This window comes from Streptomyces sp. NPDC044704, from assembly GCF_056433525.1.
On record NZ_JBWKGY010000008.1, the window covers coordinates 167,452 to 184,529 of the forward strand.

A 17,078-nucleotide genomic window follows, 5' to 3' on the forward strand; every position below is an offset into this window, starting at 1 on the left:
GGAGGGACCGGCATGGGTCTGAGGGACCAGTTCCAGGACAAGGCGAGGCGGCTCGCGGAGCGGGCCGCGGCGCAGGACGCCGAACTGCGGCGGACCGGGGCGGAAGCGGCCGCCCCGGTTCCCGAACCGGCGCCGGAGGCACGGCCGGGAGCCCGCCCGGTCCGGGACGCCTACGAGGACGCGTTCGACAAGTAGGAGCGACAGCAGGGAGAGGGGCGCGGCCGGCGGGCCGCGCCCCTCTCGTGTGCCCGCTCCCGCGGGGTGCGCCTACTCCCGCGGCGGCAGCTTCGGGCGGCGCAGGTCCGGGACGTCCGTGTAGCCGGGCGGCACGGCGGCCGGGTCCTGCTCCAGCAGCTCCAGCGCGAGGTGCACGGCGTCGTCGAGCTGGGCGTGGCGCCCCTCGGCCCAGTCCAGCGGGGTGCGCAGGATCGCGAGGTCGGGCTCCACGCCGTGGTTCTCCACCGACCAGCCGTACTCCGGGAACCAGGCGGCGTTCATCGGCACGGTGATCACCGTCCCGTCGCCCAGGGTGTGGCGGCCGGTCATGCCGACGACCCCGCCCCAGGTGCGCTGGCCCACCACCGGCCCCAGGCCCAGCAGTTTGAAGGCGGCGGTGATCATGTCCCCGTCGGAGGAGGTCGCCTCGTCGGCCAGGGCCACGATCGGGCCGCGGGGGGCGTTGGAGGCGTAGGAGACCGGCTGGGCGTCCCGGGTCAGGTCCCAGCCGAGGATCGAGCGGGTCAGCTTCTCCACGACCAGCTCGCTGATGTGCCCGCCCGCGTTGCCGCGCACGTCCACGATCAGCGCGGGCCGGGACATCTCCATCCGCAGGTCCCGGTTGAACTGTGCCCAGCCCGAGCCGCCCATGTCGGGGATGTGCAGGTAGCCGCAGCGGCCGCCGCTGACCTCGCGGACGACGGCCCGCCGCTTCGACACCCAGTCCTGGTAGCGCAGCGGCCGGTCGTCGACGAGCGGTACGACGGCCACGCGCCGGGCCCGGCCGGACCCCTCGGCGGGCTCGAAGGTGAGCTCGACGGTGGTGCCCCCGGCCGCCGCGAGCAGCGGGTAGGGGCCGGTCACGGGGTCGACCGGGCGGCCGTCGACGTGGGTGAGGACCGCGCCCTCGCGGATGCCGGTGCCCGCGAGGGGGGAGCGCGCCTTGGAGTCGGAGGACTCGCCGGGCAGGATCCGGGCGAGCATCCAGGCGCCGTCCCGGGGCACGAAGTTGGCGCCGAGCAGCCCGATGGCCCGCTGGTAGTGGGGCGGGCCCTCGTTGCGGCGGGCGGGGGACACGTACGCGTGCGAGGTGCCGAGCTCGCCGAGCACCTCGCGCATGAGGTCGGCGAACTCGTCGGGGGAGGCGACCCGTTCGACGAGGGGGCGGTACTGGCGCAGTACCTCGTCCCAGTCGATCCCGCACATGCCGGGTTCCCAGAAGTAGGCGCGGATGAGCCGTCCGGCCTCCTCGAAGGCCTGGCGCCACTCGGCCGCCGGGTCGACCTCGTGCAGGATGCGCCGCAGGTCCAGGTAGACAGTCGAGTCCCCGTCGCCGGACTCCGTCGAGGGGACCGCGCGCAGGTCGCCGTCGTCGTTGACGACGAGACGGGTGCCGTCGCCGCTGACCGCGAACCAGTCCAGCCCGGAGGCCAGTTCCGTCTTGCGGGCCTTGGTCACGTCGAAGTGCTCCAGCGTGGGCTTGCCGCTGGTGTCGGCCGGGTTGGCGAAGGTCTCGCCGAGCGCGCCGGAAATGGGCCAGCGCAGCCACACGAGCCCGCCGCCGCTCACCGGGTACAGGGCCGAGTACTTCGACGCGGACACGGGGAAGGGGATGATCCGGCTCTCCAGGCCCTCGGCCTCGACGGTGACCGCGCCGTCTCCGGACTCCGGCTCCCCCTCGGCCGGGTCGAGGCCGCCCGCCGCCGGGCGGCCGTCGGGGGAGAACGCGAAGGGGGAGGGGGTCGCGGAGGACAGCGGCACCAGGTAGGGGCGGCAGCCCAGCGGGAAGGACAGGTCGCCGGTGTGCACGTCGTAGACCGGGTCGAACCCGCGCCAGGACAGGAAGGCGAGGTAGCGGCCGTCCCGGGTGAAGACCGGGTTCTCGTCCTCGAAGCGGCCGTTGGTGACGTCGACGACGGTGTGCGCGCCGGGTCCCGCGATCTTCGCCATCTTGATCTGCCGCAGCGAGCGTCCGATGCCCGGGTGCGACCAGGTGAGCCAGCAGCCGTCGGGGGAGAAGGCGAGGTCGGTGACGGGCCCGTTGATCGACCGGATCAGCTCGGTGACCTCGCCGTTGGACTCCTCCGTGGCGTCGAGGAGCAGCAGCCGTCCGTCGTTGGAGGCGATGGCGAGGCGTTCCCCGTCCGGATCGGACAGCAGCTCCAGTACGCGGCCCAGCGCGCCCGAGGCCAGCCGGCGGGGCTCGCGTTCCCCGGAGGCGCGGGGGAGGTAGGCGATCTCGATCGCGTCCTCGCCCTCGGCGTCGGTGACGTAGGCGACCTGGCCGCCGCTGCCGAGCATCTCGGGCAGCCGGACCCGTACGCCCGGGGTGTCGGCGATGGTGCGGGCCGGCCCGTCGCGGTGGGTGAGCCAGTAGAGGCTGCCGCGCACGACGACGGCGCTGGCCCGGCCGGTGGCGTCGACGGAGAGCGAGTCGACGTGGCTGGCGGCCGGCACCTGGTACGGACGGCGCCCCGCGCGCGGCCCGCCGAGGCGCACGCGGAGCTTGCGCGGGGAGGCGTCGGGGGCGAGGGAGTCCACGAGCCAGATGTCACCGGCACACTGGTAGACGACCCGGGTGCCGTCGCTGGAGGCGTGGCGGGCGTAGAACTCGGCGTGGTCGGTGTGCCGGCGCAGGTCGCCGCCGTCGGGCAGGCAGGAGTAGAGGTTGCCGATGCCCTCGTGGTCGGAGAGGAAGGCGATCCTGCCGCCCACGAACATCGGGGAGTCGAGGTGCCCCTCGATGCCCTCCAGCAGCCGCTGCCCGTGCAGCCAGAGCCGGCCGGTGGCGCCGCCCCGGTACCGCTTCCAGGCGGCGGGCTCGTGCGGGGGCTTGCCGGTCAGCAGCAGGCTGCGCCGCTCGCCGTCCTCCTCCTCCCGGACCTGGATGTCGGAGACCGGCCCCCAGGGGAGGCGGCCGCCGGGGCTGCCGTCGGTGGGCAGGCTGTAGGACCAGGCGAAGTAGGAGAAGGGCTGGCCGTGCGAGGACACGGCGAGGATGTCGCTGCGGCCGTCCTCGTCGGGCGGGGTCCAGCCGCAGACGCGGGTGTCGGTGGCGCCCCAGTAGCTGAGCTGGCGGGCCGGGCCGCCGTCCACGGGGACGAGGTGGATCTCGGGGTCGAGGCTGCGCCAGGTGGTGAAGGCGATGTGCCGGCCGTCGGGGGAGAAGCGCGGGTGGCTGACCCGGGTCCGGTCGACGGTGATCCGCCAGGCCCGGCCGGGTTCGGCTCCGTCGGGTACGAGGGGGGCGACCCAGAGGTCGTCCTCGGAGGCGAAGCACAGCAGGTCGTCGTGCAGGTGCGGGAACCGGAGGTACGCGACGTCGTGACTCACCCCCCAATGCTTTCCGCGGCGGGGGGCCCCGGCAACTCGTACAGGTGATCCCCTTCGGGGGATTCGGGGCCCGCGGCGGCCGGGTGACCGACGCCACTCCCCCTAACGAAACGGAACGGTTTCGTTCCCTTGGGGGTGGGGGTATCGTCTTAACGGTACGGAAGGGTTTCGCTCGGACAGGGGGCGCGGAGATGACCGAAGAGACGTCGGAGACGTCGGCGCGGCGTACCCGGATCACCCCCGAGCGGCAGGCCGAACTCCACGAGGCGGTCCTCGACCTCCTCCGCGAGGTCGGCTACGAGGCGCTGACCATGGACGCGGTCGCCGCCCGTACGAAGTCCAGCAAGGCCACCCTCTACCGCCAGTGGGGGAGCAAGCCCGAGCTGGTCGCGAAGGCCCTGCGGTGTACCCAGCCGGTCTCCCTGGGGGAGATCGACACGGGCACCCTGCGGGGGGACATCGCCATGATGGTGGCGCACTCCGACGACGTGCAGATGGCCAAGGACACCGCCCTGATCAGGGGTCTGGCCCATGCGGTCCACGAGAGCCCGGAGCTCCACAAGGCGCTCCGGGACCTGCTGGTCGACCCGGAGATCAACGATCTCCAGCGGCTGCTGCAGCGCGCCGTCGAGCGGGGCGAGATCCGGCCGGACTGTCCGGCCCTGGATTTCGTACCGCACATGCTCATCGGGGCGTTCATCTCGCTCCCGCTGATCGAGGACCGGCCCGTCGACCGGGTCTTCCTCAGCGAATTCGTGGACGCCGTGATCTTCCCCGCCCTCGGCGTCTGACTCCCCAGAAGCGTTCCGCACCGTCCCGCTGCTCCTGACACGCCGCTCTCGTCGTCGGGCCGGCTCTCCATGCCCTGATCCGTCCCGGATCCATCCCACGACCTGAACGGGAGAACCACCCACGTGGCCACCTTCCTCTACCGGCTCGGCCGCGGCGCCTTCCGGCGCCGCCGCTTCGTCGCCCTCGTCTGGGTGGCGCTGCTGTTCGCCGCCGGCTTCGGCGCCGCGACGGCCTCCGCGCCCACCTCCGGCTCGTTCTCGATACCCGGCACGGAGGCCCAGAAGGCCTTCGACCTGCTGGACAAGAAGTTCCCGGGCATGGCCGCCGACGGCGCCACCGCCCGCGTCGTCATCAAGGCCCCGGCGGGCGCCAAGGTCACCGACCCGGGCGTCAAGACCGAGGTCGAGAAGGTCATCTCCGGTCTGAAGGGCGGCGCCGGCGCCGACCAGATCGCCTCCGTCGAAGACCCGTACCTGACGAAGGCGGTGAGCCAGGACGGCTCCACCACCTACGTCAGCGTCAAGTACAAGGTCAGCGGGATGGAGCTGAAGGACGCCACCCGCGACGCGCTCAAGGACTCCGGCAAGGAGGCCCAGCAGCAGGGGCTCGGCGTCGAGATCGGCGGCGACGCCCTGATGGCGGCGCCCGAGACGGGCTCCGGCGAGATCATCGGCATCCTGGTCGCCGCGATCGTCCTCGTCATCACCTTCGGCTCGCTCGTCGCGGCCGGACTGCCGCTGCTGACCGCGCTGATCGGCGTGGGCATCGGCGTCTCCTCCATCACCGCGCTCGCCAACGTGCTGGACCTCGGCTCCACCACCTCCACCCTCGCGATGATGATCGGCCTCGCGGTCGGCATCGACTACGCCCTGTTCATCGTCTCCCGCTACCGCGCGGAGCTCGCCGAGGGCCGTGAACGCGACGAAGCCGCGGGCCGGGCCGCCGGAACCGCCGGCTCCGCCGTGGTGTTCGCCGGTCTGACCGTGGTCATCGCCCTCGTGGGCCTGGCCGTCGTCAACATCCCGATGCTGACCAAGATGGGCGTCGCGGCCGCCGGCACGGTGGTCATCGCGGTGCTCGTCGCCCTGACGCTCGTCCCGGCCATCCTCGGCTTCGCGGGCAAGAAGGTCCTGCCGGCCGGCGAGAAGAGCAAGCTCTTCGGCAAGGGCAAGCCCGCCGACGCCAAGCCCAAGGCCAACGGCGGCACCCGCTGGGCCCGCTTCGTGCTCCGCCGCCCCGTCATGGTGCTGCTCGCCGGCGTCATCGGCCTCGGCGTCATCGCCATCCCGGCGAGCAAGCTGGAGATGGGCCTGCCGGACGACGGCGCCCAGCCGGTCTCCACGACCCAGCGCAAGGCGTACGACCTGCTGTCCGACGGCTTCGGCCCCGGCTTCAACGGCCCCCTGATGGTGGTCGTCGACGGGGACAAGGCGCTCGCCGACGGCACCGCCGACCGGATCAAGGGCCTGGACGGGGTGGCGGTCGTGCTGCCGCCCCAGCAGAACGAGGCCAAGGACGCCGCGATCATCAGCGTCATCCCCAAGGACCGGCCCTCCTCCGCCGCGACCGAGGACCTCGTCCACACGATCCGCGACGGCAGCGGGGACGACGTCTACGTCACCGGCCAGACCGCGATGAACATCGACTTCTCGCAGAAGATGAACGACGCGCTGGTGCCCTACCTGGCACTCGTGGTCGGTCTCGCCTTCCTGCTGCTGATGCTCGTCTTCCGCTCGATCCTGGTCCCGCTCAAGGCGGCCCTCGGCTTCCTGCTGTCGGTCGTCGCCGCCCTCGGCGCGGTCGTCGCGGTCTTCCAGTGGGGCTGGCTCGGCTCGGTCTTCGGAGTGGAGCAGACCGGTCCGATCATGTCGATGATGCCGATCTTCATGGTGGGCGTCGTCTTCGGCCTGGCCATGGACTACGAGGTCTTCCTGGTCACCCGCATGCGGGAGGCGTACGTCCACGGCGAGCGCCCGGGCCAGGCCGTCGTCACCGGCTTCCAGTACAGCGCCCGCGTGGTCGTGGCCGCCGCCGTCATCATGATCGCGGTGTTCGCCGGGTTCCTCGGGGCCAGCGACCAGATGGTCAAGATGATCGGCTTCGGCCTGGCCATCGCCGTCCTGTTCGACGCCTTCGTGGTCCGCATGGCCATCGTCCCGGCGGTGCTCGCGCTCCTCGGGCACAAGGCCTGGTGGCTGCCGAAGTGGCTCGACCGGATCCTGCCGAACGTGGACGTCGAGGGCGAGAGCCTGCGCAAGCACCTCGGCGACGGCTCCGGCCACCCGGAGGGCCCGGACAAGGACCGCGAGCTGGTCAACGCCTGACCGTACGCGCACGTGGCAGCGCCCCGGCCCCGCACCTGTTCCCAGGTGCGGGGCCGGGGCCGTTCCGTACGAGGCGACTGCGCCTAACGGGTGGCGGGGGCGTAGGTGCGGCGCAGGAAGCGGCGGAGCGCGGCGATGTCGAACTGGACGACGGCCACCCCGTCGGGGGAGTGGAACTCGACGACCGCCTGGACGCGGCCGCAGGGCCACACGCGGACGTCCCCGGTACCCGTCGGGGCCAGCAGGCCCGCCTCCAGCAGCGCGCGGGGGAAGACCCACTCGTTGTCGGTGCCCTCGGGGGACAGCTCGGCGGGGAACACGATCCGTACGGCCAGCGGTTCGTCCGTCGCGAAGCGCAGGCGGACCGGGATGGTCCGGTAGAGGGGGTCGTCGGTGATGACGCGGGCGCGTACCCGCTCCTCCACGGCGGTCGTGTCTGCGGTCGCTGGCGCGTTCTCGGCGGGGGCTGACATCGACGGGCTCCTCGAAATCGGAACATTTGCGTCCGTTTGTCCGTCCAGCCTCGCACATTCCGACGAAAACGCGAGGCACTATTTGTGACGCGGCCGCTCTTGCCAACTGTTTGCAACTGGGCACTATTCTTGAACGGTTAAAGATTTTGTGAGGTAAACAGGAAGCGGAGCCGCTCCATGCATGTGCCCGACGGATTCATCAACGCACCCGTCTCGGTGGCCGCCGGAGTGGTGGCCGCGGGCGCGGTCGCCGTCAGCCTCCGCGGCGCCCGCCGCGAACTCGACGAGCGCACCGCGCCGCTCGCCGGCCTCGTCGCCGCCTTCATCTTCGCCGTGCAGATGCTGAACTTCCCGGTCGCCGCGGGCACCAGCGGCCACCTCCTCGGAGGGGCCCTCGCCGCGATACTCGTCGGCCCCTACACCGGCGTGCTCTGCGTGTCGGTCGTCCTGCTGATGCAGGGCATCCTCTTCGCCGACGGCGGCCTGACCGCCCTCGGCGTCAACATCACCGTCATGGGCGGCGTCACCGTCCTCGTCGCCTACGCCGTCTTCCGCGGCCTCCTCAAGGTGCTGCCGGCCACCCGCCGCTCGGTCACCGTCGCCGCCTTCACCGGAGCCCTGCTCTCCGTACCGGCCGCCGCGGCCGCCTTCACCCTCGTCTACGCCGTCGGAGGGACCACGGACGTCCCGATCGGCAAGGTGCTCACCGCGATGGTCGGCGTGCACGTGCTGATCGGCATCGGCGAAGCCCTGATCACCGCCGCGACCGTCGGCGCCGTCATCGCCGTGCGCCCCGACCTCGTCCACGCCGCCCGCGGCCTCGGCGCCCCGCTGAAGCTGCGCGTCGGCGGCGAGCTCGTCGACGCCCCCGCCGCCCAGGCCCCGGCCGCCGCACCGGCTGCCGCCCGCTCCACCCGCGCCGTGTGGCTGACCGGTCTCGCCACCGCCCTCGTCCTGGCCGGCGTCGTCTCCTTCTACGCCTCCGCCAGCCCGGACGGGCTGGAGAAGGTCGCCGCCGACAAGGGCATCGACGAGAAGGTCGAGGACCACGCGGCCGCCGACTCCCCGCTCGCCGACTACGGCGTCAAGGACGTGGAGGACCCCCGCCTGTCCGGCGGCCTCGCCGGGGTCATCGGCGTCGGCGTCACCGTCGCCGTCGGCACCGGGATCTTCTGGACCGTGCGCCGCCGCCGCGCCGACGAGCTGACCGCCACCTCCACCGCCGCCCCCTCGGCCCACTGACATGGGAGCTGGCCACGCCCACAAGCTCTACCGGCACGGGCACTCGCCCGTCCACGCGCTGCCGCCGCACTGCAAGATCGCCGCGGTCTTCGCCTTCGTGGTCGTCGTCGTCTCCACGCCGCGCGAGGCGATGTGGGCCTTCGCCGCGTACGCCGTCCTGGTCGCCGCCGTCGCGGCGGCGGCCCGGATCCCGGCCGGATTCCTGCTGCGCAGGCTGCTGATCGAGGTTCCGTTCGTGGCCTTCGCCGTGCTCATGCCCTTCGTCGCGGAGGGCGAGCGGGTGGAGGTGCTCGGCATGTCGCTGAGCGTCTCCGGCCTGTGGGGCGCCTGGAACGTACTCGCCAAGGGCACCCTCGGCGTGGCCGCCTCCGTGGTCCTCGCCTCGACGACCGAACTGCGCTCCCTGCTGCTGGGCCTCCAGCGGCTGAAGCTGCCGCCCCTGCTCGTCCAGATCGCCTCCTTCATGATCCGGTACGGCGACGTCATCACCGGTGAGCTGCGGCGCATGTCCATCGCCCGCCGCTCGCGCGGCTTCGAGGCCCGCGGGATCCGGCACTGGGGCGTCCTCGCCAAGACGGCCGGCGCCCTCTTCATCCGCTCCTACGAACGCGGCGAGCGGGTCTACCTCGCGATGGTCAGCCGCGGCTACGCCGGCTCGATGCCGGTGATCGACGAGGTCTCGGCCAGCCGCGCCCAGTGGGCGTACGCGGCCGTGCTCCCGGTGACGGCGCTCGCCGTCTGTCTGATGGGATGGACGCTGTGACCGCTGCTTCCGCTTCCGCCGCCGCCCCGCCCCCGCCCTCCCTGGAGGTCTCCGGCGTCGCCTACGCCTACCCCGACGGGCACCAGGCCCTCTTCGGGGTCGACCTCACCGTCGGGCACGGCGAACGGGTGGCCCTGCTCGGCCCCAACGGCGCGGGCAAGACCACCCTGGTCCTGCACCTCAACGGCATCCTCGGCGGCGGCGTCGGCACCGTGACCGTCGCCGGACTGCCGGTCGAGAAGCGCCACCTCGCCGAGATCCGCCGCCGCGTCGGGATCGTCTTCCAGGACCCCGACGACCAGCTGTTCATGCCGACCGTCCGCGAGGACGTGGCCTTCGGCCCCGCCGCCGCCGGAATGCGCGGCGCCGAACTGGAGGACCGGGTCCGCGAGGCCCTGGAACAGGTCGGCATGGCGGCCTTCGCCGACCGGCCGCCCCACCACCTGTCCTTCGGCCAGCGCCGCCGGGTGGCCGTGGCGACCGTACTCGCGATGCGCCCGGAGATCCTCGTCCTCGACGAGCCCTCCTCCAACCTCGACCCGGCCTCCCGGCGCGAACTGGCCGACATCCTGCGCTCCCTCGACGTCACCGTCCTGATGGTCACCCACGACCTGCCCTACGCGCTGGAACTGTGCCCCCGCGCCGTCATCCTCAGCGAGGGCGTCATCGCGGCCGACGGCCCCACCCGCGAGCTGCTGTGCGACGAGGACCTCATGGGCGCCCACCGCCTGGAACTCCCCTTCGGCTTCGACCCCCGCGCCACCGCCGCCCCCGGCCGCCGCCCGCGCTGACCGGCCGCGGCCGCCCGGGAAGCAGGACCGGCCCGCGCGCGTTGCACCCTCGTGTACGGCGCCGCACGCGCGCCGTCGCGGACACGCGAGCAGCACGCGCACAGCACACGCACAGCACACGAGGAGAGTCGGCCGTGGAGGTCCAGGGGACGGTGGCGGAGGGCTTCGAGGCCGTCCGGGAGGCGTTCGTACGCAACTTCGAGGTCCTCGGGGACCGCGGCGCGGCCGTCGCCGTGTACCGGGACGGCCGCCGGGTCGTCGACCTGTGGGCCGGTACGAAGGACGCCGACGGCGCGACCGCCGGGCCCTGGGAGGCGGGCACGGCCCAGGTGGTCCGCTCCGCGACCAAGGGCGTCGCGGCGGCCGTCCCGCTGCTGCTGCACCAGCGGGGCCTGCTGGACCTGGACGCGCCGGTCGGCGCGTACTGGCCGGAGTTCAAGGCGGGCGGCAAGGACCGCGTACGGGTCCGCGACCTGCTCGCCCACCGCGCGGGCGTCCCGGCGCTGGACCGGTCACTGACCCCGGCGGAAGCCGTCGACGGGGTGAGCGGGGCGCGCGCCGTGGCCGCGCAGGCAGCCCTGTGGGAGCCGGGCACCGCCCACGGCTACCACGCCCAGACGTACAGCTGGCTGCTGTCGGAGCTGGTGCTGCGGGTGACCGGGGTCTCCCTCGGCAGCTGGCTCGCGGAGCACGTCACCGGGCCGCTCGGACTGGACTTCTGGATCGGCCTGCCGGACGCCGCCGCGGGCCGGGTGGGCCGCGTCGCCCCCGTGGAAGCGCCGGAGCACGCGGGCGCGCTGAAGACCCGCCCGCGCAGAAACGTTTCCGAGGCGTACGCCGACCCGCACTCCCTGACCCGGCGCGCCTTCGCCGCGATCGACCCCCTGCCCGACGAGAACGACCCCGCGTACCGGGCGGCGGAGCTCCCGGCCTCCGCCGGCATCGGCACCGCCCGCGCCCTGGCCGGCTTCTACGCGGCGCTGCTGGGCGACACCGAGGACGGCGCCCGCCTCTTCGCGCCGGAGACCGCCGCGCTGGCCGGCACCGAGCTCTCGTCCGGACCGGACCGGGTCCTGGTCGTCAACACCCGCTTCGGCCCCGGCCACATGCTGCACGGTCCCGCGTCGCCGCTGCTGTCCCCGGCGTCCTTCGGCCACCCGGGGCGGGGCGGATCGCTGGCGTTCGCGGACGCGGAGGCGGGCATCGGCTTCGGCTACGTCACCAACGGCCTCGCCAAGTCCGTCACCGCCGACCCGCGCGCGCAGGCCCTCGTACGGGCGGTCAAGGCCTGCGCGTAGCCCCGCCGGCCCCAGTCCCGGTCCTGGTCCCGGTCCCGGTCAGGCGCGTTCGCGCACGTCGGCCAGCGCGGCCCCCGCGTGCGCGATGAGCTCCTTCGGGGCCATGGGGAACACCGAGTGCGGGGTGCCCGCCGCCGCCCACACCACCGCGTGGTCCAGCAGGGCGGGATCCGCCAGGACCCGCGTCCGGGTGCGGTGCCCGAAGGGCGGGACGCCGCCGATGGCGTAGCCGGTGGTCTCGCGGACCAGCGCCGCGTCCGCCCGCGTCACCTTCCCCGCGCCCAGCTCCCGCCGTACCGCCGCCACGTCGACCCGCGAGGCCCCGTCCATCAGCACCAGCACCGGGACCCCGTCGGCCGCGAACACCAGCGACTTCACGATCTGGCTCAGCTCGCAGCCGATCGCGGCGGCGGCGTCGGCCGCGGTCCGGGTCCCCTCGGGAAAGGTCCGTACGGAGAGTTCGAGCCCCAGCCCGGCCAGAGCCTCGGCGAAGAGGGGATGCGTGGTCGTCATACCGCGACACTAGCGCCGTGACCGGAAAGGTCCACCGGGTTGCGACGCCGTCGGGTGCGTCAGGAGGCGTTCAGCACGCGGGCGACGATCGGGCCCGCCGCGTCCGCGCCGTGGCCGCCGGCCTCGACCATCGCGGCGGCCGCGACGTCACCGCTGAACCCCGTGAACCAGCTGTCGGGGCTGCCCGCGCCGTCGACCTCCGCCGAACCGGTCTTCGCACCCTTGTCGGAGCCGCCGACCGCGGACATCGCGCCGGCGGCGGTGCCGTCGCCGGTGGCCGTCCGCTTCATCATGCGGACGAGCTGTGCGGACACCCCGGGCTGGAGCGGCCGGGAGGCCGTGGCCAGGGTCCGGCCGTCCACGGAGGCCTTGACGACCACCGGCTGGCGGAACACCCCGGTCCGGGCGGTGGCCGTGATCGAGGCGAGGTTCAGCGGGTTCATCTGGATCGCGCCCTGGCCGATGTACTCGGCGGCGGCAGCGGGACCGGAGGTCACCGGGACGGACCCGTCCTCGGTAACGACGCCGGCCTTCCAGTCCAGCCCGATGCCGAAGACCTCCTTGGCCTCGCGCGGCAGCGCGCCGTTGTCGCCCACCTCGTTGATCAGGCCGATGAAGGCGGTGTTGCAGGACCGGGCGAAGCTCGTCGAGAACGGCTGCCCCTGCAGACTGAAGCCGCCGAGGTTGCGGAAGGGCTTCCCCTCCCACGACACGCTCGGCAGGCACTCCGCCGGCTTGTCCGCCGCCACCAGGCCCTTCTCCAGCAGCATCGCCGCCGTCACGATCTTCATCGTGGAGCCGGGCGCGCGGCGCCCGCGCAGCGCCGCGTCGAAGCCGTCCTTGCGGTGGTTGGCGACGGCCAGGATGTCGCCGGTGCTCGGCTTGACCGCGACCACCGAGGCCTCCGGGTACGCGGCCACGGCCTTCTCCGCGGCGGCCTGCACGTCGGCGTCCAGTACGGTCTCGATCTTCCCGGCCTTGCCCTCGACCAGCGTCAGCAGGGACCTCTTCGGCGCGTCCGCGGCCGTCGGCTCGATCCACAGCTCGACGCCGGGGGTGCCGCCCGCCTTCTCGCCGTACGTCTTGCGGAGCTGCTCCAGCACCGGCCGCAGCGAGGGGTACAGCTCGGCCGTCAGCTCCTTGCCGTCGCGGTCGACCGCCGTGACCGGTGGGCTGGCCGGGGTGCCCGCGCGCAGCTTCTCGTCCTTCTGGAGCTGCGGGTGGATGACGGATTCCTGCCAGTCCACGAGCGGCTTTCCGGTGCTCACGCCGCGTACGACGGTCAGCTGGGAGTCGTAGACGAGGGGCTTGGTCGTGCCCTCGTACGTGACCTCGGCCTCCACCTTGAACGGCACGGTGGTGCCGTTCGGGGTGCCGGGGGTGATGACCGCCTTGGAGACGTACGCCTTGGCCTTGTAGTCGGCGACCGCCGTCCGCGCGGCCTGCGTGTTGTTGGTGAGCTCGGCCGCCGTGCCGTCGTCGCCCGCCGCCCACGCGGCGAGGAAGGCCTTCGCGGTGGCGACGGCGTCCTTCTCGCCGACGGGTCCGGTCCCCTTGGGCGCGGGGGCCGTCTTGGCCTCCACACCGCCGCCGTTCCCGCCCCCGCTCTCGTCCGCGACCAGCGTGTACGCGCCGTATCCGGCTCCGCCGACCATCGCCAGGAACACCCCGCCGATGATGGCGCCCTTTGCCGCCCCGTTCATGTGCGTCCTCCCCCGAAGCACAGTTCTCTGAACATGTTCAAAGAACCCCTGGTGCGGACCTTACTCTGCGCGAGCACCCGTCACCGCTTTTGTTACCGGACCGGAACATCGCCCGGACGGCGGGAGCGCTGGATCCGGGGGGCGCTGGGATCTGTGCGGGCCCCTAGATCCAGGTGTCCAGCCACATCCTGTTGCGCCAGGAGTCCATCGGGAGGGTCTGGCCCGTGTAGATGGGCCAGAAGTAGATGAAGTTCCAGACGATCAGGAGCACCAGGACGCCCGCCCCGATCGCGCCGAGGGTGCGGCGGCGTTCGGAGGAGCCCGCCGGACCCAGCAGGGCGCCGATCATCATGGCCAGCGCCAGGCACAGGTACGGGACGAAGACGACGGCGTAGAAGTAGAAGATCGTCCGCTCCTGGTAGTTGAACCAGGGCAGCAGGCCGGCGGCCAGCGCGCAGGCGATCGCGCCCGCCCGCCAGTCGCGGCGGAAGAACCACCGCCACAGCACGTACAGCAGCGCGAAGCAGCCCGCCCACCACAGCAGCGGCGTGCCCAGCGCCAGCACCTCGCGGGCGCACTTGCCCGCCTCGGTCGCCGGGCAGCCGTCCGTGCCGGGAGAGGGGGACTCGTAGAAGTACGAGACGGGACGGCCCAGGACCAGCCAGCTCCACGGGTTCGACTCGTAGGTGTGGCCCGAGGTCAGGCCCACGTGGAACCTGTAGACCTCGGTCTCGTAGTGCCACAGGCTGCGCAGCCACTCCGGCAGGAAGGACAGCGCGCTGCCCTGGTCGTGCTTGGCCGCCCAGTCCCGGAAGTAGCCGCCCTTGCCGTCGTCGGGGCTCAGGATCCAGCCCAGCCAGGACGCCACGTAGACGCCCAGCGCCACCGGGACCGTCGACAGGAACGCGGGCAGCGCGTCACGGCGCAGCATCGCCGCGTACGGGGCCCCCGCGCCGGCGGTGCGGCGCGCGGCCGCGTCCCACACCACGGTGAGGATCCCGAAGAACGCCAGCACCACCAGGCCGTTCCACTTGGTGCCGAAGGCCAGACCGAGACAGACGCCGGCCAGGATCCGGTACGGACGCCAGCCCAGCCGCAGGGTCTCGGCGGTATGGAGGTCGGGCCGGGTACGGCCCTCCTCGTCCACCGGCAGGGCCGCCGCCAGCCGGGCCCGGGCCTTGTCCCGGTCGATGAGCAGTGCCCCGAACGCCCCGAGCACGAAGAACATCAGCACCAGGTCGAGGAGCGCGGTACGGCTCATGACCAGGTGCAGGCCGTCCACCGCGAGCAGGGCGCCCGCCAGGCAGCCGAGGAACGTGGAGCGGAAGAGGCGGCGCCCGATCCGGCACAGCATCAGCACCGACAGCGTGCCGAGGACCGCCGTCATGAACCGCCAGCCGAACGGGTCGAAGCCGAACATCCACTCGCCGAGGCCGATCACCCATTTGCCGACCGGCGGGTGCACGACGTAGCCCGGGTCCGCGGGTAGCGGCACCCCCGCGGGGTTGGCGAGGATCGACTTGTCGATGTCCTTCGGCCAGCTGGCCTCGTAGCCCTGCCTGATGGTGGCCCAGGCGTCCTTCGCGTAATACGTCTCGTCGAATATCACCGCCTTCGGGCTGCCGAGGTGGGCGAACCGCAGCACGCCCGCCACCAGCGCCACCAACAGCGGACCGGCCCAGGCCATGACCCGCAGCCAGGTGTCCTGCGCCGCCGGCCGGACACCGAGCGCCTGCCACAACTGGGCGGAGGGCCGGGCATAAGGGGGCACGAGCCGCGTACGGACGTCCGCGCGCGCCCCGCCCGGGGCGCTGCGCGGCGCATAGCCGAAGCCGCGCAGGCGGCGCAGCCAGACGGGCGGCTCGTGTTCGAGGTCGCGGCCGGCCGTCGGCTCGGGCGGGGCCCCCGCGGGGCTGGGCGGCGGCGTCGCGGTACTGGTCACCGGGTCATCGTAGGGAACACCCCTGTGCGCACCCCAGTACCTCCTGGTTCCGGGTCCTCGGGGGCGGGCCCCGGGCACGGGGGAGCGGCGGGTCCGGGTGAGAGGATGGGGCGGTGACCGATCAGCCCCGTTCTGCCGAAGCTTCCTCCTCCGCCGGTGTCCTCGTCCTGGCCGGTACGCCCATCGGGGACCTCGCCGATGCCCCGCCCCGGCTCGGCGCCGAGCTGGAGCGGGCCGACGTCATCGCCGCCGAGGACACCCGGCGGCTGCGCCGGCTGACGCAGGGGCTCGGCGTGCACACCACCGGGCGGGTGCTGTCGTACTTCGAGGGCAACGAGTCCGCCCGCACCCCCGAACTGGTGGAGGCCCTGGAGGCCGGCAAGCGGGTGCTGCTGGTCACGGACGCCGGGATGCCGTCGGTGTCCGACCCCGGCTACCGGCTGGTGGCCGCGGCCGTGGAGAAGGACATCAAGGTGACGGCCGTGCCCGGGCCGTCCGCCGTGCTCACCGCGCTCGCCCTGTCCGGGCTGCCGGTCGACCGGTTCTGCTTCGAGGGCTTCCTGCCCCGCAAGGCGGGAGAACGCCTCGGCCGGCTCCGCGAGGTGGAGGGCGAGCGCCGCACCCTCGTCTACTTCGAGGCGCCGCACCGGCTCGACGACACCCTGGCCGCCATGGCCGAGGTGTTCGGCGCCGACCGGCGCGCGGCCGTGTGCCGCGAACTGACGAAGACCTACGAGGAGGTCAAGCGCGGCGGGCTCGGCGCGCTCGCGCTCTGGGCGGCCGAAGGCGTGCGCGGCGAGATCACGATCGTCGTCGAGGGCGCCCCCGCCGCCGGACCGGGAGACGTGGACGACGAGGAGCTCGTACGCCGGGTACGGGTGCGCGAAGAGGCGGGGGAGCGCCGCAAGGAGGCCATCGCGGCGGTCGCCGCGGAGGCCGGCGTACCCAAGCGGGACGTGTTCGACGCGGTCGTGGCGGCAAAGAACGCGGCACAAAAGGTGCCGTAAATCGGCAAAGGGCTACCCTGAAAGGCAAAGCTCAGACCGCGCACCGGGCGCTTTGGGCATGAGTCGCCCAAAGGCCGTCCAACAGTAGACAGGGCCTGATGCGCTCCCGCCCGAAGAGGCGTCCACTGGACATGGCACCAGTGGAACAAGAGGAGCTGGCATGAGTGAGATCGCAGACACCCCGGCACCCGCCCCGGCCCCCGTACACGTACCGGTCCCCGCGCACGCACCGGCCGCCGCGCCGGCCGTGCCGACCGCGCACGAGGCCTACTCCTTCGCGTGCATGAGGTGCGGGTACGGCTGGGAGCAGGCCTACGCGATAGAACACCACGTCGACGCCAGGGGCGAGGCGTTCATCGTCTACAAGGCCGCCGGCGAGCGGGTCCCCTCGCCGCTGTCCAACCCCACCTGCCTGAACTGCGGCGGACACATCGTACGGATCATGCGGGAGGGCCAGGTCTCGACGGTCACCGGGATGCTCGACCGGCTCTACCACCACCCCGTCGCCCCCGGCATCGCCGGACCCGTTCCGGCGGGGGCCTCCACGCCCCGTGCGCCGAGGCCCCGCAAGAGGACGCCGTCGCACGACGCGCCCGGGCCCGTCGCCGTCGATCCCGCCGGGGAACGCCGCGGCCCGTTCGCCCGGCTGATGCGGCTCTTCCGCCGGTCATAAGATCGGCC

14 protein-coding genes are annotated in these 17,078 nt (G+C 73.0%); 9 read left to right on the forward strand and 5 right to left on the reverse strand.

The genetic code is table 11. The annotated features are described in order from the left end of the window. Nucleotides 1-12: 12 nt before the first annotated feature. Complete coding sequence (locus AC07B0_RS21475; protein ID WP_356872110.1) at nucleotides 13-195, forward strand: hypothetical protein; 183 nt, start codon at nucleotides 13-15, stop codon at nucleotides 193-195. A gap of 72 nt (nucleotides 196-267) precedes the next feature. Here the strand turns inward: AC07B0_RS21475 and AC07B0_RS21480 are convergent, their stop codons facing one another. Then, the gene (locus AC07B0_RS21480) at nucleotides 268-3,549 is read right to left on the reverse strand and encodes a S41 family peptidase (RefSeq protein ID WP_469380464.1); all 3,282 of its coding nucleotides are present in this window, start codon (nucleotides 3,547-3,549) and stop codon (nucleotides 268-270) included. Between the two features lie 191 nt (nucleotides 3,550-3,740). Between AC07B0_RS21480 and AC07B0_RS21485 the strand changes: the two genes are divergently transcribed. Together AC07B0_RS21485 and AC07B0_RS21490 are read left to right on the forward strand one after the other, a co-directional pair. Then, nucleotides 3,741-4,340 (forward strand): TetR/AcrR family transcriptional regulator, encoded by a 600-nt coding sequence (locus AC07B0_RS21485; RefSeq protein WP_356872106.1) that lies wholly within the window; start codon nucleotides 3,741-3,743, stop codon nucleotides 4,338-4,340. Nucleotides 4,341-4,463: 123 nt separating this feature from the next. Continuing rightward, nucleotides 4,464-6,665, forward strand: coding sequence for an MMPL family transporter (locus AC07B0_RS21490; RefSeq protein WP_478898722.1), 2,202 nt, complete (start codon nucleotides 4,464-4,466; stop codon nucleotides 6,663-6,665). A gap of 83 nt (nucleotides 6,666-6,748) precedes the next feature. Here AC07B0_RS21490 and AC07B0_RS21495 read toward each other — a convergent pair whose 3' ends face one another. Next, nucleotides 6,749-7,138 (reverse strand): SsgA family sporulation/cell division regulator, encoded by a 390-nt coding sequence (locus AC07B0_RS21495; RefSeq protein WP_356872102.1) that lies wholly within the window; start codon nucleotides 7,136-7,138, stop codon nucleotides 6,749-6,751. A 177-nt stretch (nucleotides 7,139-7,315) separates the two neighbouring features. Between AC07B0_RS21495 and AC07B0_RS21500 the strand changes: the two genes are divergently transcribed. The 4 genes from AC07B0_RS21500 to AC07B0_RS21515 all read left to right on the forward strand — a co-directional run bounded on the left by AC07B0_RS21500 (nucleotide 7,316) and on the right by AC07B0_RS21515 (nucleotide 11,232). After that, nucleotides 7,316-8,380 carry an energy-coupling factor ABC transporter permease gene (locus AC07B0_RS21500; RefSeq protein WP_469380460.1) on the forward strand — a complete coding sequence of 355 codons (1,065 nt, stop codon included), beginning with the start codon at nucleotides 7,316-7,318 and terminating at the stop codon, nucleotides 8,378-8,380. 1 nt (nucleotide 8,381) lies between these two features. Next, complete coding sequence (cbiQ, locus tag AC07B0_RS21505; RefSeq protein ID WP_356872098.1) at nucleotides 8,382-9,143, forward strand: cobalt ECF transporter T component CbiQ; 762 nt, start codon at nucleotides 8,382-8,384, stop codon at nucleotides 9,141-9,143. Next, a complete protein-coding gene (locus AC07B0_RS21510; protein WP_467296264.1) occupies nucleotides 9,131-9,934 on the forward strand; it encodes an energy-coupling factor ABC transporter ATP-binding protein in 804 nt (267 codons plus the stop codon). Before cbiQ ends, AC07B0_RS21510 begins: the two co-directional genes overlap by 13 nt. 134 nt (nucleotides 9,935-10,068) lie before the next feature. Continuing rightward, nucleotides 10,069-11,232 carry a serine hydrolase domain-containing protein gene (locus AC07B0_RS21515; protein WP_478898723.1) on the forward strand — a complete coding sequence of 388 codons (1,164 nt, stop codon included), beginning with the start codon at nucleotides 10,069-10,071 and terminating at the stop codon, nucleotides 11,230-11,232. Nucleotides 11,233-11,271: 39 nt separating this feature from the next. Here the strand turns inward: AC07B0_RS21515 and AC07B0_RS21520 are convergent, their stop codons facing one another. The 3 genes from AC07B0_RS21520 to AC07B0_RS21530 form a co-directional block, all read right to left on the reverse strand. After that, entirely contained in the window at nucleotides 11,272-11,745 is a 474-nt protein-coding gene (locus AC07B0_RS21520; RefSeq protein ID WP_467296268.1) for a YbaK/EbsC family protein, read from the reverse strand. Between the two features lie 59 nt (nucleotides 11,746-11,804). Further along, a complete protein-coding gene (locus AC07B0_RS21525) occupies nucleotides 11,805-13,448 on the reverse strand; it encodes a penicillin-binding transpeptidase domain-containing protein (RefSeq protein ID WP_478898724.1) in 1,644 nt (547 codons plus the stop codon). A 163-nt stretch (nucleotides 13,449-13,611) separates the two neighbouring features. Then, complete coding sequence (locus AC07B0_RS21530) at nucleotides 13,612-15,390, reverse strand: dolichyl-phosphate-mannose--protein mannosyltransferase (RefSeq protein WP_469380453.1); 1,779 nt, start codon at nucleotides 15,388-15,390, stop codon at nucleotides 13,612-13,614. 113 nt (nucleotides 15,391-15,503) lie between these two features. Between AC07B0_RS21530 and rsmI the strand changes: the two genes are divergently transcribed. Both rsmI and AC07B0_RS21540 read left to right on the forward strand, forming a co-directional pair. After that, nucleotides 15,504-16,397 (forward strand): 16S rRNA (cytidine(1402)-2'-O)-methyltransferase, encoded by an 894-nt coding sequence (rsmI, locus tag AC07B0_RS21535; RefSeq protein WP_356872088.1) that lies wholly within the window; start codon nucleotides 15,504-15,506, stop codon nucleotides 16,395-16,397. Nucleotides 16,398-16,680: 283 nt separating this feature from the next. Further along, entirely contained in the window at nucleotides 16,681-17,070 is a 390-nt protein-coding gene (locus AC07B0_RS21540; RefSeq protein ID WP_356872442.1) for a hypothetical protein, read from the forward strand. Nucleotides 17,071-17,078: the final 8 nt, after the last annotated feature.